Source organism: Telluria sp. ZT3P25 (genome assembly GCF_059685895.1).
The window spans coordinates 3,030,659-3,051,706 of the sequence record NZ_JCASIJ010000001.1; the positions used below are offsets into that span (position 1 = coordinate 3,030,659).

General features: G+C 62.8%; 18 protein-coding genes and 1 tRNA gene. 7 read left to right on the top strand and 12 right to left on the bottom strand.

Features of this window, described 5'->3' with window-relative positions:
* Window positions 1-13: 13 nt before the first annotated feature.
* Entirely contained in the window at window positions 14-3,205 is a 3,192-nt protein-coding gene (locus tag AC56LY_RS13505) for an ATP-binding protein (protein WP_499580309.1), read from the bottom strand.
* A 268-nt stretch (window positions 3,206-3,473) separates the two neighbouring features.
* On the opposite strand from AC56LY_RS13505, the gene AC56LY_RS13510 reads away from it, so the two are divergent.
* Window positions 3,474-5,138 carry a methyl-accepting chemotaxis protein gene (locus AC56LY_RS13510; protein WP_499580311.1) on the top strand — a complete coding sequence of 555 codons (1,665 nt, stop codon included), beginning with the start codon at window positions 3,474-3,476 and terminating at the stop codon, window positions 5,136-5,138.
* The gene (locus AC56LY_RS13515) at window positions 5,135-6,415 is read left to right on the top strand and encodes a cyclic di-GMP phosphodiesterase (RefSeq protein ID WP_499580313.1); all 1,281 of its coding nucleotides are present in this window, start codon (window positions 5,135-5,137) and stop codon (window positions 6,413-6,415) included. Before AC56LY_RS13510 ends, AC56LY_RS13515 begins: the two co-directional genes overlap by 4 nt.
* Window positions 6,416-6,495: 80 nt before the next feature.
* Here AC56LY_RS13515 and AC56LY_RS13520 read toward each other — a convergent pair.
* The 4 genes from AC56LY_RS13520 to AC56LY_RS13535 all read right to left on the bottom strand — a co-directional run bounded on the left by AC56LY_RS13520 (window position 6,496) and on the right by AC56LY_RS13535 (window position 11,342).
* A tRNA-Pro gene (locus tag AC56LY_RS13520) sits at window positions 6,496-6,572 on the bottom strand.
* A gap of 89 nt (window positions 6,573-6,661) precedes the next feature.
* Window positions 6,662-8,548: an MFS transporter gene (locus AC56LY_RS13525; protein WP_499580315.1), complete on the bottom strand. Its 1,887-nt coding sequence runs from the start codon at window positions 8,546-8,548 to the stop codon at window positions 6,662-6,664.
* Window positions 8,549-8,758: 210 nt separating this feature from the next.
* Window positions 8,759-10,078, bottom strand: a complete 1,320-nt coding sequence (locus AC56LY_RS13530) for a homoserine dehydrogenase (RefSeq protein ID WP_499580317.1) — start codon at window positions 10,076-10,078, stop codon at window positions 8,759-8,761.
* Window positions 10,079-10,118: 40 nt separating this feature from the next.
* A complete protein-coding gene (locus tag AC56LY_RS13535) occupies window positions 10,119-11,342 on the bottom strand; it encodes an aminotransferase class I/II-fold pyridoxal phosphate-dependent enzyme (protein WP_258835142.1) in 1,224 nt (407 codons plus the stop codon).
* Window positions 11,343-11,487: 145 nt separating this feature from the next.
* Here AC56LY_RS13535 and AC56LY_RS13540 point away from each other — a divergent pair, with 145 nt between their 5' ends.
* From AC56LY_RS13540 to AC56LY_RS13560, 5 genes are all read left to right on the top strand, one after another.
* On the top strand, window positions 11,488-11,868 hold the full coding sequence (locus AC56LY_RS13540) for an Mth938-like domain-containing protein (protein WP_499455028.1): 381 nt from the start codon (window positions 11,488-11,490) through the stop codon (window positions 11,866-11,868).
* 179 nt (window positions 11,869-12,047) lie between these two features.
* Window positions 12,048-12,515: a redoxin domain-containing protein gene (locus AC56LY_RS13545; protein ID WP_258835144.1), complete on the top strand. Its 468-nt coding sequence runs from the start codon at window positions 12,048-12,050 to the stop codon at window positions 12,513-12,515.
* Between the two features lie 256 nt (window positions 12,516-12,771).
* Window positions 12,772-14,598: a PhoH family protein gene (locus tag AC56LY_RS13550; protein WP_499580320.1), complete on the top strand. Its 1,827-nt coding sequence runs from the start codon at window positions 12,772-12,774 to the stop codon at window positions 14,596-14,598.
* Between the two features lie 167 nt (window positions 14,599-14,765).
* Window positions 14,766-15,656: an MBL fold metallo-hydrolase gene (locus AC56LY_RS13555; protein WP_499580322.1), complete on the top strand. Its 891-nt coding sequence runs from the start codon at window positions 14,766-14,768 to the stop codon at window positions 15,654-15,656.
* Between the two features lie 115 nt (window positions 15,657-15,771).
* The gene (locus AC56LY_RS13560) at window positions 15,772-16,017 is read left to right on the top strand and encodes a hypothetical protein (protein WP_499580323.1); all 246 of its coding nucleotides are present in this window, start codon (window positions 15,772-15,774) and stop codon (window positions 16,015-16,017) included.
* A 75-nt stretch (window positions 16,018-16,092) separates the two neighbouring features.
* Here the strand turns inward: AC56LY_RS13560 and AC56LY_RS13565 are convergent, their stop codons facing one another.
* The 7 genes from AC56LY_RS13565 to rpsF form a co-directional block, all read right to left on the bottom strand.
* Window positions 16,093-17,103, bottom strand: coding sequence for an inorganic phosphate transporter (locus AC56LY_RS13565; protein ID WP_499580325.1), 1,011 nt, complete (start codon window positions 17,101-17,103; stop codon window positions 16,093-16,095).
* A 21-nt stretch (window positions 17,104-17,124) separates the two neighbouring features.
* Window positions 17,125-17,751: a DUF47 domain-containing protein gene (locus AC56LY_RS13570; RefSeq protein WP_499580327.1), complete on the bottom strand. Its 627-nt coding sequence runs from the start codon at window positions 17,749-17,751 to the stop codon at window positions 17,125-17,127.
* Window positions 17,752-17,864: 113 nt separating this feature from the next.
* The gene (locus AC56LY_RS13575) at window positions 17,865-19,253 is read right to left on the bottom strand and encodes a replicative DNA helicase (RefSeq protein ID WP_343025177.1); all 1,389 of its coding nucleotides are present in this window, start codon (window positions 19,251-19,253) and stop codon (window positions 17,865-17,867) included.
* A 119-nt stretch (window positions 19,254-19,372) separates the two neighbouring features.
* Entirely contained in the window at window positions 19,373-19,825 is a 453-nt protein-coding gene (gene rplI, locus AC56LY_RS13580) for a 50S ribosomal protein L9 (protein ID WP_183555513.1), read from the bottom strand.
* 36 nt (window positions 19,826-19,861) lie between these two features.
* On the bottom strand, window positions 19,862-20,152 hold the full coding sequence (gene rpsR / locus AC56LY_RS13585; RefSeq protein ID WP_183555514.1) for a 30S ribosomal protein S18: 291 nt from the start codon (window positions 20,150-20,152) through the stop codon (window positions 19,862-19,864).
* Between the two features lie 28 nt (window positions 20,153-20,180).
* The gene (gene priB, locus AC56LY_RS13590) at window positions 20,181-20,480 is read right to left on the bottom strand and encodes a primosomal replication protein N (protein WP_343025176.1); all 300 of its coding nucleotides are present in this window, start codon (window positions 20,478-20,480) and stop codon (window positions 20,181-20,183) included.
* Window positions 20,481-20,517: 37 nt separating this feature from the next.
* On the bottom strand, window positions 20,518-20,925 hold the full coding sequence (gene rpsF, locus AC56LY_RS13595) for a 30S ribosomal protein S6 (RefSeq protein ID WP_183555516.1): 408 nt from the start codon (window positions 20,923-20,925) through the stop codon (window positions 20,518-20,520).
* Window positions 20,926-21,048 lie beyond the last annotated feature (123 nt).

Below are 21,048 nucleotides of genomic sequence, written 5' to 3' on the forward strand. Positions count from 1 at the left end.
GCAGCAAGGTGGCTCAGTGCGCTGCTGCCACCGGCACGGTTGCCACCAACGAACGCGCAGCGCCCTCGGCGGCGCGGAAATCGAAGCGTCGCAGCGGATGCCAGACACGATCGAGCACCGCCGCAGGCAGCATGGGCGCCAGCGCCGCCAGGCAGGCCTCGGCCTCTTCCAGTGCATCGGCCTCGAGTGCGTCCAGCAGACCGGCCAGATACGCGTGCAGCACTTCCGGTGGCGCTGCCACGGGTGGGGTCGCCACAGCCGGCGCCGGTCCGAGGTATTGGTGGATGGCGCGCCGCGCCTGTGCCAGCACCGCGGTCAGTGGCGCCAGATCGACTGCGGCAGCGTCAGCACCCGGGTCGCGCATCGCGGCGTACAGCATGCTCTCGGCCTGATGGGCGGCGGCGTGCGTGGCAGGCAGGGCCAGGCTGGCGGCCACACCGGCCAGTTTGTGCGCCAATGCCGCCGCTTCGGCGGGCCGGCCGGCGGCCAGACTGGCCCGCATGTCCGCCACGCTGTCGCCATGCAGGTCGAGAAACTGGGCCAGATACTGGCGGTAAGCCGCACCGTCCAGCCATAGCGCAAGCCCGGCAGCCACGTCGAGCGCTTCGGCGTCGTTCTGCGGGGGCGACTGGCCGGGCGTGATGCCTTGGCCATGGCACAAGCGCGCAATCAACGCGAGCATCGCCTGTGCATCGAATGGCTTGCTCAGCACATGGCACATGCCGGCTGCCAGCGCAGCCTCTTGCTGTTCCTTGAATGCCCCGGCAGTGAGCGCGATCACGGGCAGGTCGTCGAACTGCGGCATGCAGCGCAGCTGCCGGGTGGCCTCGATGCCGTCCATGACAGGCATCTGCACGTCCATCAGCACGACGTCGGCCTGCTCCGGATGCGCCAGCAGCCAGTCCAGCGCTTGCCGGCCATCGCCAACGCCGACGGTCTCGGCGCCCTGGTCGCGCAGGATGCGCTGGACCACCTCGCGGTTGATGTCGCTGTCGTCGACAACCAGCACGCACATGTCGCGCAGGACCTGCTCCTGGAGCGCATCGGTCGTGCAGACGGGCGTGGCGTCGAGCTCGGTGGATGCCTGCAGCGGCAGGCTGAAGCTGAACACGCTGCCGCGTCCGGGCGCGCTGTCGACGACCAGCGCGCCGCCCATCAGTGCGACCAGCTGGCGGCAGATGGTCAGCCCCAGGCCGGTGCCGCCAAAGCGCCGCGTGGTGGAGCTGTCGGCCTGGGTGAACGGTGAAAAAATCGCCTCCTGGGCGGCAGGGTCGATGCCGATGCCGGTGTCGTGCACGCTGAACTCGAGCACCAGCGCATCGCCGTCGCGCCGCAGCAAGGTGCAGCGCAGCGCGACCTCACCGTTTGGTGTGAACTTGACGGCGTTGCCGGTCAGGTTGAGCAGCACCTGCTCCAGCCGCAACGCGTCCCCCAGCAGAATGCCGACACCGTCAGGCGGCGTGTCAACGATCAGTTGCAGATCCTTGTCAGCAGCGCCGATGCGCATGCTGGTGGCGACCTTGTCCAGCAGCTCGGCCAGGCAGAACGGCGCGGTCTCGATCAGCATGTGCCCGGCCTCGATTTTCGACACGTCGAGGATGTCATTGACGATGGCCAGGAGGGACTGGCCGGACACGCGGATATTACGCACCATGCTGCGTGCATCGGCATCGATCGCACGCTGCTCGAGCAGATAGGCGAAGCCCAGCACGGCATTGAGCGGCGAGCGGATTTCGTGGCTCATATTGGCCAGGAACTCGGCCTTGCTGCGGCTGGCCGCCTCGGCTGCATCGCGGGCCAGCAGCATTTCGGCCTCGGCGCTTTTTTGCGCCGAAATATCCTGCGCGAAGACCAGCGTTGCCGGTCCATCCGCCAGCTTCACCTGGGCGGTGGTCTTGTAGACCGGCACGTTGCAGCCCCACTTGCCCAGGCCAATCGCCTCGAAATGCTGCTCGGTCGGGGTGTCGGCCTCGATCAGGGCCTCTTGCCGCGCCAAGTCGTCCAGCGACTGCGCAGCAATCATCGCGCGCCAGCGCAGTCCGGTCAGATCGTCCGTTGCAGCATAGCCATGCAAGGCCCGGTAGCGCGGATTGGAATAGATGAAGCGGCCGTGGCGCAGGATGGCAATGGCCAGCGGCGCGTCTTCGATCAGCGTGCGAAAACGCGCTTCGCTGTCATACACGCCCTGCATGGCAACGCGTGCCCGCGCCTGCTCGGTATCCTGGCGTGCCCATTGCGCCCCCTTGCGCTGCAAGACGGCCAGCGCAGCGAAGGCGCCGGTTGCCAGCAGGGCAAACAGCACGGCCAGCGTCAGTCCCTGGCGCCGTAGCGGCGCAGCGACCGTAGTCACGTCGCGACTCAGGCCGATCACGAGCGGAAAGTCCATCGCCAGCGCCGCTGGCGCGATCGTGACCATCGCCATGACCCGCTGCTCGCCTGTAGTGTAGACCTTGCCTTCGAGTATCCCCGCAACCGCACCGCTGCTGCGGTGGCGCTGGAAGAATGTGCCCGGCCGCGCCAGGTTGATGCCGTCGATGTTGCCCTTCGGCGGATAGTTCAGTAATTGCCGCCCGCCGCCATGGATCACCAGCGCCCAGACGTCGGGCGCATACATCGCGGTGCGAAACTGGCCGGTGAAATATTCGGGGTCGAGGGTGGCGAGCACCAGGCCCGCAAACCGGCCGGTGGCGTCCGGCACCATGCGCGCAACCGTCACCACCTGGTCGCCGCGGATCGAGCGGAACGGCTCGGCCACGTACAGCGTGCGGCTGCTGGGCGCGCGCCGCACTGCGGCCAAGTAGTCGCGCCGCGAAAAATCGCGCCCGTACAGATCCTGGTGGCTGGCAGCGCGCACCTGCCCGTCGCGGTCGAACACCATCATCGCGCGCAGTCCGGGCATGGCACCGACCAGCGCGGCAAGGCGACGGGAGAGCGCAGCATCGGCAACGATCCCATCCGGCTCGCTCAGGTAATCGCGGACGACACCTTTCAGCGCCACATTGGTGGCCTCGAGATCGGTCTTGATATTGCTGGCCAACAGCTTCGTGAGCGACAGCAGCCGGGCCCGCTCACTGCTTTCGATGCGCGCGACCTCGGTCAGATGCAGGTAAGCAAGGCTGGCGCCGATGAAGATCAGCGCTGCTGCCAGCATGGCGAATTCGACATACCGACGCCGCTTGACGGGCCCGAGGGGTGGAATGACCATTTTTCTCATGCTGGACCTGGCTGGCGAGAACACAACAAAACAATGTCTGGATTGCAACTAACGCGTTGCTGTCGTCATGCGTCCTTGCATGGTGCACCACCTGCGGCTCGCCGCGACACCGAACGTGAAAAATCGCAACACAACCTAAAAAATAATTCAATTTATTCGTTTTATTTGCGACATTCGATTTTTATGACTTAAAATTGTTGCTGGAGTGAATCAAATCGGTGGCGCACCACGCCCGCCTCATGTCAAGCAGGAGCCATTCATGCGCAATAATTTTCCAGTTACCAACGTTGAAATCGAACTGAGCGACACGGACACCATCGTGTCGACCACCGATTTGCAGGGCAATATCACGTACGCCAACCCGTACTTCATCGCCATCAGCGGCTACACCGAGGAGGAGCTGATCGGCGCCCCGCAAAATATCCTGCGCCATCCCGACATGCCGGTGGAGGCATTTGCCGACTTCTGGGCCACCATCCGCTCGGGACGGTCGTGGACGGGCATGGTCAAGAACCGCTGCAAGAATGGCGACGCCTATTGGGTCATGGCGAATGCGACACCGGTCATGGAAAACGGCAAGGCGGTCGGCTACATGTCGGTGCGCACCAAGCCCACGCGCGCCCAGATCACAGCAGCGGCAGAACTCTATCGCAACATGAAAGCCGGGACCGCCGGCAATATCCGCTTGGAACAGGGCGTAGTGCGCGCCACAGGACTGCGCGGCCGGCTCGCCGCCCTGACCAGGATGTCGCTGCGGCGCCGCATCGCGCTGAATCTGGCGGGCCAGTGCGCGATACTGCTGCTTCTGCTGGGTTTCCACCTGTTCGACGGCGCGACCCGGTTTGCCAATCTCGAAACCACGCTGACAGTGCTGACCGGCGCTGCCATTACATCGCTGCTGTACTTCTGGTACGCGCTGCACGCGACCTTGCTGCGTCCGATGGAAGCTGCGCGCCAGGCTTGCCAGGTCATGGCAGGTGGCGACCTGACCTCGGATTTCAGCAGCGACCGGCAGGACGAAATGGGCCAGCTGGTGCGCGCCATGCGCCAGGTGCGCGTCAACCTGCAGTCCATCGTGGGCGACGTGCGCAGCAATTTCCAGCAGATCAGCGTGGCGACCGCGGAGATCGCCACCGGCAATATGGATCTGTCGGGGCGTACCGAATCCCAGGCCTCGGCACTTGAAGAGACCGCCTCCAGCATGGAAGAGCTGGCCTCGACCGTCCAGCAGAACAGCGCCAGCGTCGGCCAGGCAAGCACCATGGCCGAGGCAGCCGACGGCACCGCCGTGAGCGGTGGCCAGATCGTCAGCGAAGTGATCGCAACCATGAACCAGATCTCGGAGGCATCGCGCAAGATCGGCGACATCATCGGCATCATCGAAGGCATCGCGTTCCAGACCAATATCCTGGCCCTGAACGCGGCCGTCGAGGCCGCCCGTGCCGGCGAGCAGGGGCGCGGATTTGCCGTCGTCGCCAGCGAAGTGCGCAACCTGGCCCAGCGCAGCAACACTTCGGCACAGGAAATCAAGCGGCTGATCGCGGCCTCCATCGCGCAGGTCGAGGCCGGCGCCACGCTGGCTGCGCGCGCTGGCGAGACTACCCAGCAGGTGCAGGCAGCCGTGCGCAAGGTCAGCGGCCTGATGAACGAAATCGCCTCCGCCTCGCGCGAGCAGGTTGCCGGCATCGGCCAGGTCAACGACGCCGTCACGCAAATGGACGGCGTGACCCAGCAGAACGCCGCACTGGTGGAGCAATCGGCGGCGGCCGCCGCTGCGCTGCAGGAACAGACGCGCAAGGTGGTACAGGCGCTGGCCGTGTTCAAGCTGGCCAGCACCGCAGCACTCACCGCAACGCCAGCGCCGGCGCCCCGCCATCATCTGGGCGCCAAGCGCACCCCTGCGCTGCAACTGGCCATGCCATGATCGGGAGCGGTCGACAGGCCGCGCCGGTCGCGCGTCACGGCTTGAAGAAAGTCGCCATCAAGCAGTTGCGGTTAGGGATGTATGTGGAACAACTGTGCTGCTCGTGGATCGATACGCCGTTCTGGCAATCGTCGTTTCTGATCGAATCGGCAGCGCAGCTCGAGCGCATCGCGGCCAGTCGCGCCGCCGATGCCTGGATCGACACCGAACGTGGCCTCGATGTGGCGTCCGCACCGGAGGATAGCGCCACGGCGCCAGCCGCCCCGCCCCCGGCAGCGGGTCCGACGTTTCGCTTCCGTACCCCTGCGCATTCCACCATGGAAGACGAACTCGGCCGCGCCGCCGTGCTGCTCAATGCATCCAAGCGTGCACTGTGCGACATGTTCAACGAGGCGCGCATGGGCTGCGCGGTCGAGATGCGCCACGCCATGCCGCTGGTCGAATCCATCGCCAACTCGGTACTGCGCAATCCCGGCGCGCTGATCGGTCTGGCACGCCTGAAGACGGCCGACAACTACACGTATATGCATTCGGTGGCCGTCTGCGCGCTGATGATCGCACTGGCGCGCCAGCTGGGCCTGGACGACCATCTCACGCGCGAACTGGGCCTGGCCGGTCTGTTGCATGACGTCGGCAAGATGGCGGTCCCGGCGGAAGTGCTCAACAAACCGGGCAGCCTGACCGAGGACGAATTTTTCGTCGTACGCGGCCACCCGGAAAAGGGCCACGCAATGCTGCTGGCCTCACCCGACGTCGGCCCGGTGGCGCTGGAAGTGTGCCTGCACCACCATGAACGACCCGACGGACGGGGCTATCCGCACCGGCTGTCCGGTGACGCTCTGGGACTGTATGCGCGCATGGGCGCAGTGTGCGATGTGTACGACGCCATCACCTCGAACCGGCCCTACAAGGCCGGCTGGTGCCCGGCCGAGTCGCTGCGCCGCATGGCCGAATGGGCCCGCGCCGGCCAGTTCGACGAAGCCGTGTTCGCCGCCTTCGTCAAGTGCCTCGGTATCTATCCCGTGGGCACGCTGGTGCGCCTGCAGTCGGGCCGCCTCGGCGTCGTTGCCGAACAACCCTGCGGCAAATCGCTGCTGCTGCCGAAGATCAAGGTGTTTTTCTCGACGCGGGCACGGGCTTATATCCGGCCGGAGTTGATTGACCTGGGGGCGCCGGGGGCACGCGATGCGATTGTTGGATGCGAGAGCGCTGCCGAGTGGGGTTTGCACGACATCGATCATCATTGGCTCGGCGACAGCGTCGCGAAGACGCCTTGAAGGTGGGCTGGCCGCAGCGTGGATGCGGAGGCTGGGCAGAAAAAAGGCCAATCCGAAGATTGGCCTTTTCTTGATTCGATTGGTCGGGGCGAGAGGATTCGAACCTCCGACCCCGTGCACCCCATGCACGTACGCTACCAGGCTGCGCTACGCCCCGACTAGTCAATAATTATATCAGAGCCACAAAAAAAATCTTGCGCTTTTGCCACACCTGTCGGGGCGGTACAGGTGTGTGCTTACTTCCGCTTACTTCCATTCCCCGCGCAACGTCATCACCTGCTGCTGCAGATATTCCGGTGTCGCCAGCTCCGGCGCCACTGGCATGCCCACCGCCAGCGACAGCTGCGAGCGCATGCCGCGTGCGACGCGCCGGCCGAACAGATTGCCCTGGTCGCGGGTGAACCAGCTACCCCACAGGCCACGCAGCGCCATTGGGATCACCGGCACCTTGTTGCGCTCGACGATCTTGGTGATGCCGTTCCTGAACTCGCTCATCTCGCCCGTCTTGGTCAGGCGCCCTTCCGGGAAGATGCAGACGAGCTCACCATCATGCAGTGCATGGGCGATGTCGACGAAGGCTTTTTCCATCGTCCACGGGTCTTCCTTGGCCGGCGCGATCGGGATCGCATTGACCGCACGGAAAATCCAGCGCAGGAACGGCGTCTTGAAGATGCGATGATCCATCACGAAGCGGATCGGGCGCGGGCTGGCCGCGTTGATGACGATCGCGTCGACGTAGCTCACGTGATTGCAGACCAGTACCGCCGGGCCATCGGCCGGGATGTGCGAGGTGTCGATCATGCGCACGCGGTACACGGTGTGGATCAGGATCCAGGCCAAAAAGCGCATCAGGAATTCCGGCACCAGCGAGAAGATGTAGATTGCCACCACCGCATTGAGCAGCGCCGTGGTCAGGAACAGTTCCGGAATCGAGAAGCCCTGCCCCAGCAGCAGGATCGCCACGCCGGCCGAGGCCACCATGAAGATCGCGTTGAGGATGTTCATGCCGGCGATCGTGCGCGAGACGTGCTTCTGATCGCAGCGCGTCTGGATCAGCGCAAACAGCGGCACGATGAACAGGCCCCCGAACACGCCGATCATCACCAGGTCGAACAGGATGCGCAAGGCGCCTGGCTGACCCAGCAGCGCCAGCCAGTCGACGATTGCCGTGCCTACCGTGAAGCCCGAGCTGGCGAAATACAGGTCGATGCCGAAGACCGACAGGCCGATCGAGCCGAATGGCACCAAGCCGATCTCGACCTTGTGGCCCGACAGGCGTTCGCACAGCAGCGAGCCGGCGCCGATGCCGAGCGAGAACACGGTCAACAGCAGCACGAACACGCTGTGGTCACCGCGCAGGTAATCCTTGGAAAACACGGGGAACTGGGCCAGCAGCAGCGCGCCGTAGAACCAGAACCACGAGTTGCCGAGCATCGACAGGAACACGGTGCGGTTTTTGCGTGAAAACGCCAGATTGCGCCACGATTCGGCAATGATGTTGCGGCTGATGCGCAGCTCGGGCACCGGGGCCGGCGATGGCGGGATGCGCCAGCTGGCCAGCAGGCCCAGCACGGCAAACAGCACCGTGGCGCCAGCCACCAGCATGATGCCGCTCGGCCGGCCAACCAGCACCGCGCCGGCCACTTCGCCCAGCAGGATGCCGACGAACGTCCCCATCTCGACGACGCCATTGCCGCCGACCAGTTCATCGGGCTTCAGGTTTTGCGGCAGGTAGGCGTACTTGACGGGACCGAACAGCGTCGAGTGCATGCCCATGCCGATGACGGCCGCGATCAGCAGCCACAGATTGTGCGTCATCCAGCCGATACCGGCCACCAGCATGATCGCGATCTCGGCGATCTTGACGATGCGCGCGAGTTTGGCCTTGTCGAACTTGTCGGCGAGCTGGCCGGCCGTGGCCGAGAACAGCACGTACGGCAGGATGAACAGGCCGGGAATCAGGTTGTTGATGAGCGACGGGTCGAGCGTGGTCCAGTTCAGCGCGTCATAGGTCATCACGACCAGAAGTGCTGTCTTGAACAGGTTGTCGTTGAACGCGCCCAGGAACTGGGTCCAGAAAAATGGGGCGAAACGGCGCTGGGTCAGCAGGGAGAATTGGCTCGGTTGGCGCATGCTGGAGGGCTCGGGTGACTAGGATGCCGTAATGTACAACGGCAAGCACGACCGAACAAAGCATGTTTCTCATATTCATGCTTGCGTATTCGCATCTGATACCGAAGGTCGTGACCGGCGATACGAAACAACCTCGAAGAATCGCGCAGCGCTACCCGGTCTGCATGGCACGGGTGGCCGCACAGCCACCCTGTCACCCTGCCCCCTGCCTTAACCCAGCGACTCCAGGCGAATCCGCGTCACCTTGCCAATCACGGCCGGCATTGCCTCGATCCTGGCAATCGCCGCATCGATGCTCTTCTCCTGCGTCTGGTGCGTGAGCATGATGATGTCGATATCGGTCTGGTTGCCCGGCTCTTTCTGCAGCACGGCGTCAATCGAGATGTTGCCGTCGGCCAGAATGCGGGTCAGGTCGGCCATCACGCCCAGCTGATCCTGCACGTGCACGCGCAGGTAGTAGCTGGTCGTGATGTCGGCCATCGGCATGATCGCCACGTCGCTCATCTGGTTCGGCTGGAACGCCAGGTGCGGCACGCGGCCGGACGGGTCGACGGTGGCCAGGCGCGTCACGTCGACCAGGTCGGCGATCACGGCCGATGCGGTCGGCTCCGCGCCCGCGCCCTTGCCGTAGTACAGCGTGACGCCGAGGGCATCGGCGTGCACCAGCACGGCGTTCATCGCGCCCTCGACATTGGCGATCAGGCGCGCGGCCGGGATCAGGGTCGGGTGCACGCGCAGCTCGATGCCTTCGCCGGCCGCAGTCGTCGTGCGGCGGGTGATGCCCAGCAGCTTGATGCGGTAGCCCAGCTGTTCGGCGTAGCGGATGTCCACTGCCTGTAACTGGCTGATGCCTTCCACGTAGGCCTTGTCGAACTGGACCGGGATGCCGAAGGCAATCGCCGACATGATGGTCAGCTTGTGCGCGGCGTCCACGCCTTCGATGTCGAAGGTCGGGTCGGCCTCGGCGTAACCCAGCGCCTGCGCCTGGGCCAGCACGGTGGCGAAGTCCAGGCCCTTGTCGCGCATCTCGGACAGGATGAAGTTGGTGGTGCCGTTGATGATGCCGGCCACCGATTCGATGCGGTTGGCGGTCAGGCCTTCGCGCAGTGCCTTGATGATCGGGATGCCACCGGCCACGGCCGCTTCGAACGCGACGATCACGCCCTTCTCTTGTGCGGCGGCGAAAATCTCGTTGCCGTGCAGCGCCACCAGCGCCTTGTTGGCGGTGACCACATGCTTGCCGTTGGCAATGGCTTGCAGCACCAGTTCGCGCGACAGCTCGTAGCCGCCGATCAGCTCGACGACGATGTCGATATCGGGATGGTTCACGACGGCGAACGGATCGCTGACAATCTCCACGCCCTCGCCGGTGACCGTGCGTGCGCGCTCGGTATTGCGCGCGGCAACCATCGTCACCTCGATGCGGCGGCCGGCACGGCGGCGGATGTCTTCCTGGTTACGCTTAAGTACATTAAAGGTGCCGGCACCAACGGTGCCGATGCCCAGCAGGCCAACTTGAATCGGTTTCATAAAATCTGTTTCTCGTGAGGTCTGGGCGCGACGCGCTGGATCAGGCGTGGCGCCGTCGGTAACCGTCGAGGAAGCGCGCAATGCGTCCGCAAGCGTCGGTCAGGTCGTCGGAATTAGGCAGGAACACCAGCCGGAAATGGTCCGGGGCAATCCAGTTGAAGCCGGTGCCTTGCACCAGCAGCACTTTTTCCTCGGTCAGCAGTTCACAAATGAACTGCTGGTCGTCCGTGATCGGGTACATCTTCGGATCGAGGCGCGGGAACATGTAGAGCGCAGCTTTTGGCTTCACGCAGGACACGCCCGGTATATCGGTAAGCAGTTTGTAGGCGAGATCGCGCTGCCGGAGCAGGCGCCCGCCCGGGCCCACCAGGTCGTTGATGCTCTGGTGGCCGCCCAGCGCGGTCTGGATCGCGAACTGGCCCGGCGCATTGGCGCACAGGCGCATCGAGGCCAGCATGTTCAGGCCATCGATATAGCCCTTGGCATGGCGCTTCTCGCCCGACACCACCATCCAGCCGGCGCGGTAGCCGCACGAGCGGTAGTTCTTCGACAGGCCGTTCAGGGTCACGAACAGCACGTCGTCGGCCAGCGACGCCATCGAGACGTGTTCGGCCATGTCGTACAGCGTCTTGTCGTAGATTTCGTCGGCGTAGATGATCAGCTGGTGCTGGCGTGCCAGTTCAATGATCTCGAGCAGCACTTCGCGCGGATACAACGCGCCGGTCGGGTTGTTCGGGTTGATGACGACGATGGCGCGCGTGTTCGGCGTAATCTTGCTGCGCATGTCGGCGATGTCGGGCATCCAGCCGGCGCCTTCGTCGCAAATATAGTGGCGCGGCGCGCCGCCGGCCAGGCTGACGGCAGCGGTCCACAGCGGATAGTCGGGCGCCGGCACCAGCACCTCGTCGCCGTTGTTGAGCAAACCCTGCATCGACATAACGATCAGTTCCGACGCCCCGTTGCCCAGGTAGATGTCGTCGATCGTCACGCCGGTGATGTTTTTCTCTTGCGTGTAGTGCATGACCGCCTTGCGCGGCGCGAACATGCCTTTGCTGTCCGTATAGCCAGCCGCGCCATGCATGTTGCGGATCATGTCGCTGACGATTTCGTCCGGCGCATCGAAGCCGAACACGGCGAGGTTGCCGATATTGAGCTTGATGATCTTCTGGCCGTCTTCTTCCATCTGGCGCGCCTGCTCCAGGGCCGGTCCGCGGATCTCGTAGCAGACGTCGTCGAGCTTGTTCGATTTGGCAATCGGTCGCACAGTATCCCCTGGAAAAACGCCTGCACTGTTGCAGTGCGCAAAAATACCATTCTGCCCAAAGCGCACGGTTTAGGCAACCTTGCCGATCCGGTTACAATGGGCATCCGCACAGTCACCGCTACCAGCGTCCACTTCGCCTATCGCCATGAAGCTCCATTCCGACAATACCCAGCAATACCAGACCGTCACCGGCGTCGATGCCAGTGGCGTCGAGATCAATGCCCAGCGTTACGACTACAGCCTGACGCTGCTGCCGGAGGTCCCGCCGCGCCCCTGGAACGTGACCGATTTCGACCAGCTCACCGCTGCCCATTTCGATGAACTGGCGCAGGATGCGCCGGACGTCGTCATCCTCGGCACCGGCCCGCGTCAGCGCTTCGTGCACCCGCGCCTGGTGACCAGCCTGTCGAGCCGGCACATCGGTGTGGAAAGCATGGACAACGGCGCCGCCTGCCGCACCTACAACGTGCTGATGGGCGAAGGCCGCAAGGTCACGCTGGCTCTGATCCTCGAACGCACCGCCTGAATCGATACAACACCGGGTCAACAGGCCGGGAATCGTTTCAATCGGGGTAAATATTGCGATTCTGCCCACAAGAGTACTAGCGGCGGACAGCACCGACGGATTATCATGGGGTGCCGCTCCCCGCCATGGCGCGCCGGGAGGGTCACCTGCAGCTGCGCTGCGACCGTCAGGAGAAACCCGTGGCCGAGAGCCAACTTGCAACCTTTGCCCCCTTCACCGCCCCGATGACGGGCGAGAAACCGTTCGAACTGCTCGGCCGGCCCGCCAAGTACACGGTGCTGTACTTTTATCCCAAGGACAACACCCCTGGCTGCACCACCGAGAGCATCGCCTTTCGCGAAGCCTATCCCGAATTCCAGGCACTGGGCGCCGACATCTACGGCTTGTCCCGCGATTCGCTGCGCTCGCACGAGAACTTCAAATCCAAGCTCGGCCTGCCGTTCGAGCTGATCTCGGACGCCGATGAAGCCGTGTGCACGCAGTTCGACGTCATGAAGATGAAGAACATGTATGGCAAGAAAGTACGCGGGGTCGAGCGCAGTACGTTTGTGATTGACGCTCAAGGCCGATTGGTGAAAGAATGGCGTGGCGTGAAGGTCAGTGACCATGTGACTGAAGTGCTGGAATTTCTGAAGAGCCAGCCCTGACAACGGATGGCTCCAGTTTGTTCAACCTGCTGGATCGCTGCCACTTATTTTGAGTCGACCTGTAATTCAACCTGTCCTGCATCTGCACTATCCCCACCCGGTTGCCCGCCGGGCCGGCGCATTTCCCGGCCCGGCCGTGCTGCAACAGTTCAACCGCAATTCCCCTTATCCCTGTTTAGTCGCGTCATCTCGTGCGCCAGCGCCATGTGGCCCGCGCGCGCACGGTCTTCCAGACTTTTTTTAGATTGAGAACCTGATGCCACTGCCAAAAATACCGAATGAGCCAGCAACCATGCTGCTGGTCAAAGATTACCCCAAGGCCGAACCCGGTCGTTCGCCGGTGCGTTCGATCTCGGCCAAGCCAGATCCTGAAGTCGATGACCTGATCAGCGGTCAAGCGGTGCCAACGCCGAAGTCGCGTGCACGCCGTAAAGCCGAAGACACCCTCGCCGCCGCGCAAGCGCCCGTGCGTGCTGCCCCGGTTGCGGAAGCGAAGCCGCAGGCTGCGCCTGAAGCTGCACCAAAAGCCGCACCCCAAGCTGCACCTCAGGCACCGAACGTTGCCCCGATCTCGGCCAAGCTGCGCGAGCAGGATGCCGAGCAACTCCATTCCACCAAGCAGAAGCCAGTGGAAGCGCCAGTCAAGTCGTCCACCAGCCGCAAGGCCGACCGTTCGGGCCTGACCAAGGTGTTCGTGCTCGACACCAATGTGCTGATGCATGACCCTAGCTCGCTGTTCCGGTTCGAGGAACACGACGTCTATCTGCCGATGATGACGCTCGAGGAACTCGACAACCACAAGAAGGGCATGTCCGAAGTGGCGCGCAATGCACGCCAGGTCTCGCGCACGCTCGACGCCTTGATCGCCAACGTCGACGACGACGCGATCGAGTCCGGCATTCCGCTGTCCAAGCTGGGCAACAAGGATGCCAAGGGTCGCCTGCTGTTCCAGACCCGCCTGACCAGTGCGCCGCTGCCGGAAGGCCTGCCGGAAGGCAAAGCCGACAACCAGATCCTGGGCGTCGTGCGCGCACTCGAGCAGCAGCAGGCGGGCCGTGCGATCGTACTGGTGTCGAAAGACATCAATATGCGCATCAAGGCGCGTGCCATCGGTTTGCCGGCCGAAGATTACTTCAACGACCACGTGCTGGAAGACAGCGACCTGCTGTACTCGGGCATCGTCCAGCTGCCGGACAATTTCTGGGACACGCACGGCAAGGACGTCGAATCGTGGCAGGAAAACAAGAACGGCAACTCGGCGACCTACTACCGCGTCACCGGTCCCTTGATTCCGACCCTGCTGGCGAACCAGTTCGTCTACATGGAGCCGAAGGATGGCCAGTCGCCGCTGTACGCCCAGGTCAAGCAGATCGACGGCAAGACCGCCGTGCTGCAAACCCTGCGCGACTATAGCCACAACAAGAACAATGTGTGGGGCATCACGGCGCGCAACCGCGAGCAGAACTTCGCACTGAACCTGTTGATGAATCCGGAGTGCGACTTCGTCACGCTGCTGGGCCAGGCCGGTACCGGCAAGACCCTGCTGGCCCTGGCCGCCGGCCTGGCGCAAGTGCTCGAAACCAAGCTTTACAACGAGATCATCGTCACCCGCGTGACGGTGCCGGTCGGTGAAGACATCGGTTTCCTGCCTGGCACCGAGGAAGAGAAAATGTCGCCATGGATGGGTGCATTCGACGACAACCTCGAAGTGCTGATGAAGTCCGACGGCGATGCCGGTGATTGGGGTCGCGCGGCAACGCAAGACCTGATCCGCTCGCGCATCAAGATCAAGTCGCTCAACTTCATGCGCGGCCGTACGTTCGTCAACAAGTTCCTCATCATCGACGAAGCGCAAAACCTGACGCCCAAGCAGATGAAGACGCTGGTCACGCGCGCCGGTCCTGGCACCAAGATCCTGTGCCTGGGCAATATCGCGCAGATCGACACGCCGTACCTGACCGAAGGCTCGAGCGGCCTGACCTATGTGGTCGACCGCTTCAAGGGCTGGAACCACGGTGGCCATGTCACGCTGGCACGCGGCGAACGCTCGCGTCTGGCCGATCACGCCAGCGACGTGCTGTAATCGCTTTGCCGCCTGCCTCGTGCAGGCGCAGTCCCGAACGCCCGCCCTCACCGGCGGGCGTTTTTTTTGGCGCAGCATTTTCGGGGCACCACGGCTCCAATGATGACAAACCCGCTATGATCGAAGCTATATAGAATTTTCCCGAGATCACTGGCAGGAACCGCATCATGAAATTTCGTTTTTGGGGAGTCCGCGGGTCAATTCCGTCCCCGGGGCCGCGCACGGCGCGCTACGGCGGCAACACGACCTGTATCGAGGTGCGCACCGATGACGACACGCTGATCGTGCTCGATGGCGGCACCGGCCTGTTCCCGCTGGCCCAGCACCTGCTGGCCCGCCCGCCCGTGCACGCGAATATCTTCATCACGCACAGCCACTGGGATCACATCCACGGCCTGCCCTTCTTCACCCCACTGTTCGTCAAGGGCAGCCGCGTACGCCTGCATGGTGCCCACGATCCGGTCACGGGCCGCGGCATCGAGCACGTGATGGGCGTGCAGCTGCAAAACAGCTATTTTCCGGTCGGCGAAACAGACATGAGCGCCACCATCGAGTACTGCACGCTCACCATCGGCGAGCCGCTCGCGCTCGGCGATGCGCAGGTAGCGAACGTGGTCACAAACCACCCGGTGACCAATCTCGGCTACCGCATCGACTGCAACGGCAAGTCGCTGTTCTTCACGGGGGACCACGAGCCCTGGTACAACCCGCATCCGGCCGGACACTCGCTGTACGAGGCAGCAGAACTACAGGTGCGCGATGCCGAACGCCGCATGGATGCCGTGATGGCGGGCGTGGACGCGCTGATCGTCGATTGCTCGTACACGCGCGACGAATACCCCTCCAAGCGGGGCTGGGGCCACGGCACCTTCGACGGCGCCATCACGATGGCGCTGCGCGTTGGCGCGCGCACGCTGTACTGCACGCACCACGAACCGACCCGCGCCGACGACGAACTCGAGGCCGTCTTTGCCGAAGTGATGGCGCGCCACGCCGGGCACCTGGGCACGCTGCAGGTGCTGCTGGCCTACGAAGGCCTGGAAGTCGATCTCGGCTAGCGGACTTTACGCCGGCGCTCACCTGTCAATTCTGTCAGGATGGCGCGCGCCGTTGCGGGCGTAGAATGGGGTGCGGCTGTCAATACGGAACAGCCATTTTTCCGAGCCTGCCTCCATGACCCTCCCGCTGTCATCACTCCTCTCATCATGCGCTGCCGCCCTGCTGCTGGCCGCCTGCACCAGTCCTGCGCCTGATGGCACGACCACCGCAAGCGTGCGCGAAGAACGCACCACCCCGATCGGCACCTACCTGCCCCGCAAGAAAGGCCAGACGGCCAACAATGCCGGTACGGTCAGCGAGGTCGAGCGCGAGAACATGAAAAATTCCGGCGTCGGCACGGGCGCGATGACACAGCACTGACGCAGTACTGATACACGGCATCGACCAAAAGAAAACGGCGCCGAAAGCGCCGTGTTCTTGGTGATCAAGCCACAATCACATGATTTTGGTGCCGATCCACCAGGCCGCCGCCGCCATGAGGGCCGACGCCGGGATCGTGAAGATCCATGCCCACACAATATTGCCCGCCACGCCCCAGCGCACGGCCGAGGTCTTGCGCGCGGCGCCCACGCCGACGATGGCGCCGGTGATCGTGTGCGTCGTCGAGACCGGAATGCCGAACGCGCTCGAGAGCAGCAGCGTGACCGCGCCGCCGGTTTCGGCGCAGAAACCGCCGACCGGCTTGAGCTTGGTGATCTTCTGGCCCATGGTCTTGACGATGCGCCAGCCGCCGAACAGCGTGCCGAACGCGATCGCCGCGTAGCACGAAATGATCACCCAGGCCGGGGGATACTCGGCCGTCGCGCTCGTGTAACCGGCGGCGATCAGGAGCATCCAGATGATGCCCATCGTCTTTTGCGCGTCGTTGCCGCCGTGGCCCAGCGAATAGGCCGCGGCCGACACCAGCTGCAGTTTACGGAACAGGTTATCGACTTTTCTGGGCGTGGACTTCACGAAGATCCAGGCCACCATCAGCATGATGATCGAGCCCAGCACGAAGCCCAGCAGCGGTGCGACGACGATGAAGGCCACGGTCTTGATCAGGCCACCCGAGATCAGCGAGCCGGTGCCTGCCTTGGCAACGGCCGCGCCCACCAGGCCGCCGATCAGTGCGTGCGACGACGACGAGGGAATGCCGTAATACCAGGTGATGACGTTCCATGAGATCGCCCCGACCAGTGCGCCGAAGATCACGTAATGGTCGACCACGTGCGGGTCGATCGTGCCCTTGCCGATGGTTTGGGCGACCTTCATGTTGACCACGAAGATCGCGATGAAGTTGAAGAATGCTGCCATTGCGACGGCGTGCTGGGGTTTCAGGACCCCGGTCGAGACCACGGTGGCAATCGAGTTTGCCGAATCGTGAAAACCGTTCATGAAGTCGAATACCAGTGCCAGGAGCACGAGCATCCCCAGCACGTAGATGCTGATGTTGAGATTATCCATGGTTATGCAGGTCTGCGACGCTTACGCGTTTTCGACGATGATGCCTTCGATGATGTTGGCCACGTCTTCGCAGCGATCGGTGACGGTCTCGAGGATCTCGTAGATGGCCTTCATCTTGATCAGGTTGCGCACGTCCGGCTCGTCGCGGAACAGCTTGGACATCGCGGCGCGCATCACGTGGTCGGCGTCCGATTCCAGGCGGTCGATCTCTTCGCACAGTGCGACGATCTTGGCGGCGTTGTCCATATTGTGCAGCAGCGAGACGGCTTCCTGCACCTTCAGGCAGCAGGCCAGGCACAGCTCGGCCAGACGTTTGGCTTCCGGCGTCACGGCTTGCAGGTCGTACAGCGAAATCGTCTGGGCTGCGTCTTCCATCATGTCCAGGATGTCATCCATGCGCGTGATCAGCTTGTGGATGTCGTCGCGATCGATCGGCGTGATGAAGCTCTTGTGCAGCAGGTCGACCGTGGCATAGGTGATCTTGTCAGCCTGCTTTTCGATCGTCTCGATCGCATGGGTACGGGTTTCGAGGTCGTCGAAGTTGGTCATCAGGCTGACCATTTCCTGCGCTCCCGTCACGCACAGGGCGGCGTGCTGATTGAAAAGATCGAAAAACTTGCCCTCGGTGGGCATGAAACGTCCAAACATAGATTCTCCGTATTGACTCTCTGGGATTACGCGGTCGCGCCGGGAATGCGGCCACGCGTAAAGGCGGCCATTAAAACATCAATGGCCGCCTCGGTGTTACTACAAATGGTTATTTAGTCACCTTGGTACACAGACAGGTTGCCGCTGTAGTTGCCGAACTTGGTGTACTGGCCGATCCAGGTCAGGCGAATGGCGCCGATCGGACCGTTACGCTGCTTGCCGATGATGATCTCGGCCGTGCCCTTGTCGGGCGAATCGGGGTTATAGACCTCGTCGCGGTACAGGAAGATGATGACGTCGGCATCCTGCTCGATTGCGCCGGATTCGCGCAAGTCGGACATCACGGGGCGCTTGTTCGGGCGTTGCTCCAGCGAGCGGTTCAGCTGCGACAGCGCCACCACCGGGCACTGCAGCTCTTTGGCCAGGCCCTTGAGCGAACGTGAAATTTCCGAGATTTCAGCGGTACGATTGTCACCCGGCTGGCTACCCTGCATCAGCTGCAGGTAGTCGACAATGATCAGGCCGAGCTTGCCGCACTGGCGCGCCAGGCGCCGCGCGCGTGCGCGCATCTCGATCGGGTTCAGCGCCGGGGTTTCGTCGATGTACAACTGGGCGTCATTCATCTTCTGGATGGCGTGCGTCAGGCGCGGCCAATCCTCGTCGTTCAGGCGGCCCGTACGCAGGCGGTGCTGGTCGAGCTGGCCGACCGAGCCCAGCATACGCATCGCCAGCTGGGTGCCGCCCATCTCCATCGAGAAGATCGCGACCGGCAAGCCAGCTTCAATTGCGACGTTCTCGCCGATATTGACCGAGAACGCGGTCTTGCCCATCGACGGACGGCCGGCAACGATGACGAGGTCGCCCGGCTGCAGGCCCGACGTCATGCGGTCGAGGTCGATGAAGCCGGTCGGCACGCCGGTGATTTCACCCTGGTTTTCGCGGCTGTAGAGCTCGTCGATGCGCTCGACGACCTGTGTGAGCAGCGGCTGGATCGGATTCCAGCCCTGCTGGCCGCGCGAGCCGGATTCGGCGATGGCAAAGATCTTGGACTCGGCTTCGTCGAGCATCTGCTTGACTTCCTTGCCCTGCGGGTTGAACGCATTGCCCGAGATTTCATCGGCCACCGTTATCAGCTTGCGCAGGATGCCGCGGTCGCGCACGATCTCGGCGTAGCGCCGGATATTCGCAGCGGACGGCGTGTTCTGCGCCATCGCGTTCAGGTATTGCAGGCCGCCCACGTCATCGGCCTTGCCGAGCTGGTTACAGGCCTCGTAGACGGTGATCACGTCGGCTGGCTTGCCGCCGTTGATCAGTCGGACCATCTGTTCGAAGATGATGCGGTGGTCGTAGCGGTAGAAGTCTTCCGCGTTCATGAAGTCGGCGATACGGTCCCACGCGGCGTTATCGCGCAGCAGGCCGCCAATGACGGATTGCTCGGCTTCGATGGAGTGCGGGGGGATGCGCAGGGCGTCGAGTTGCGGATCTGGAGGTGCTGCATTCATGGGCGGGATTATACCTTTTCCGGTCCTGCGACTGGCGATAATGGAAAGCCAAAAAGCAAAAAAGCCGGGCGAACCCGGCTTTTTCAGAACTGCGTGCTCAGCACATGTACGGCGTGTGCTTAGGCAGCTTCGCCCACAACGGCGACGGTGATTTCCGACACGACGTCGGTGTGCAGAGCGACTGCAACCGGGAATTCGCCGGTGGTTTTCAGCGGGCCGGTCGGCAGGCGCACTTGCGACTTCTCGACAGCGAAACCTTGCTTGGTCAGCGCTTCGGCGATGTCGAAGTTGGTGACCGAACCGAACAGACGGCCATCAACGCCGGCTTTCTGGCCGATGGTGACGGTCATGCCGCTCAGCTTGTCGCCTTCAGCCTGGGCAGCCGACAGCTTTTCAGCTGCTGCTTTTTCCAGTTCAGCGCGCTTGGCTTCGAACTCGGCGACTGCGCCGGCGGTAGCGCGGCGGGCCATCTTTTGTGGGATCAGGAAGTTACGTGCGTAACCGTCCTTGACCTTGACGACGTCGCCCAGGTTGCCGACGTTGACTACTTTTTCCAACAGAATGATTTGCATAGTGATCTCCAGATGTCTGACTGTCGTGACCGACGATTAACCGTGGTGCAGGTCGGTGTACGGCAGCAGCGCAAGGTAGCGTGCGCGCTTGATCGCGGTGTCGACCTGACGCTGGTAGTGCGCCTTGGTGCCGGTCAGACGTGCTGGCATGATCTTGCCGTTTTCCTGGACGAAGTCCTTCAGGGTGTCGACGTCCTTGTAGTCCACCTGCTCAACGCCAGCGGCGGTGAAACGGCAGAATTTCTTGCGCTTGAACAGCGGGTTTTGCTGTTTGCGCTTCTCTTTGAGTTTCGCTTTGTTTTTGTCGAACTTTTTACCGAATGCCATTTGAGGCTCCTGTATCTAAATTGCCGGGTTAAGCGGCACTGAAATCAATGATGTGAAACACCAGGGCTTTGCTGTTGCGATTTTTCCGTGCAAGAAATCCGTTGAACCTGTAGCTGGCGCCCAATTCGGCGCTGGCAAACCTGCCCGAAATCTCACCCGCGGCGAACGCAGGGACTTCGAACGCGACCGACCTCTCGACTCCGGCCTCTTCCTGCTGCGATTCGTGCATCAGGACGGCTGAAACGATTGGCACACCGGCCGGGGTGTAACGCAGTACGTCGCGCTCGGCGATGGTCGCCATGAGCTGGAGGTGATTTGCGCTGTGCACCCGGTATTACTGGTTACTACGAATAACTGGGGAAAACTTAAGCAGCAGCAGGCGCTGGCGCAGCGGCTGGAGCGGCTGCTGGCGCAGCGGCTTCGGCACGGTGGCTCTTGGCTGCGTCTTCGCGCTGTACCGATTTCATCATCGGCGACGGTGCGGTTTCAGCTTTTTTCAGCTTGACGGTCAGGTGACGCAGAACCGCATCATTGAACTTGAATGCAGTTTCCAGCTCGACCAGGGTCTCGTTGTCGCATTCGATGTTCAGGCAGATGTAGTGTGCTTTTGGCAGCTTCTGGATCTGGTATGCCATCTGGCGGCGGCCCCAGTCTTCAACGCGATGGATGTTACCGCCGCGGCTGGTCACCGTGGTCTTGTAACGCTCGATCATCGCCGGGACTTGTTCGCTCTGGTCCGGATGGACGATAAACACGATTTCATAATGACGCATGCATTACTCCTTGAGGACGTTTAACAAATGCCCACCTCGGCGTCAAGACGAGTGTGGGAAGGGAAAGCCGGCAATTATAACCTGGATGTCGTTGACTTGGAAAGCCCCAATGCGGCATCGCAG

What these genes read in the sequence shown, in the direction of transcription:
- AC56LY_RS13505 (WP_499580309.1), bottom strand. Translation starts at nt 3,205, where the DNA reads ATGGTCATTCCACCCCTCGGGCCCGTCAAGCGGCGTCGGTATGTCGAA.
- AC56LY_RS13510 (WP_499580311.1), top strand. Translation starts at nt 3,474, where the DNA reads ATGCGCAATAATTTTCCAGTTACCAACGTTGAAATCGAACTGAGCGAC.
- AC56LY_RS13515 (WP_499580313.1), top strand. Translation starts at nt 5,135, where the DNA reads ATGATCGGGAGCGGTCGACAGGCCGCGCCGGTCGCGCGTCACGGCTTG.
- AC56LY_RS13525 (WP_499580315.1), bottom strand. Translation starts at nt 8,548, where the DNA reads ATGCGCCAACCGAGCCAATTCTCCCTGCTGACCCAGCGCCGTTTCGCC.
- AC56LY_RS13530 (WP_499580317.1), bottom strand. Translation starts at nt 10,078, where the DNA reads ATGAAACCGATTCAAGTTGGCCTGCTGGGCATCGGCACCGTTGGTGCC.
- AC56LY_RS13540 (WP_499455028.1), top strand. Translation starts at nt 11,488, where the DNA reads ATGAAGCTCCATTCCGACAATACCCAGCAATACCAGACCGTCACCGGC.
- AC56LY_RS13550 (WP_499580320.1), top strand. Translation starts at nt 12,772, where the DNA reads ATGCCACTGCCAAAAATACCGAATGAGCCAGCAACCATGCTGCTGGTC.
- AC56LY_RS13555 (WP_499580322.1), top strand. Translation starts at nt 14,766, where the DNA reads ATGAAATTTCGTTTTTGGGGAGTCCGCGGGTCAATTCCGTCCCCGGGG.
- AC56LY_RS13560 (WP_499580323.1), top strand. Translation starts at nt 15,772, where the DNA reads ATGACCCTCCCGCTGTCATCACTCCTCTCATCATGCGCTGCCGCCCTG.
- AC56LY_RS13565 (WP_499580325.1), bottom strand. Translation starts at nt 17,103, where the DNA reads ATGGATAATCTCAACATCAGCATCTACGTGCTGGGGATGCTCGTGCTC.
- AC56LY_RS13570 (WP_499580327.1), bottom strand. Translation starts at nt 17,751, where the DNA reads ATGTTTGGACGTTTCATGCCCACCGAGGGCAAGTTTTTCGATCTTTTC.
- AC56LY_RS13575 (WP_343025177.1), bottom strand. Translation starts at nt 19,253, where the DNA reads ATGAATGCAGCACCTCCAGATCCGCAACTCGACGCCCTGCGCATCCCC.
- rplI (WP_183555513.1), bottom strand. Translation starts at nt 19,825, where the DNA reads ATGCAAATCATTCTGTTGGAAAAAGTAGTCAACGTCGGCAACCTGGGC.
- rpsR (WP_183555514.1), bottom strand. Translation starts at nt 20,152, where the DNA reads ATGGCATTCGGTAAAAAGTTCGACAAAAACAAAGCGAAACTCAAAGAG.
- rpsF (WP_183555516.1), bottom strand. Translation starts at nt 20,925, where the DNA reads ATGCGTCATTATGAAATCGTGTTTATCGTCCATCCGGACCAGAGCGAA.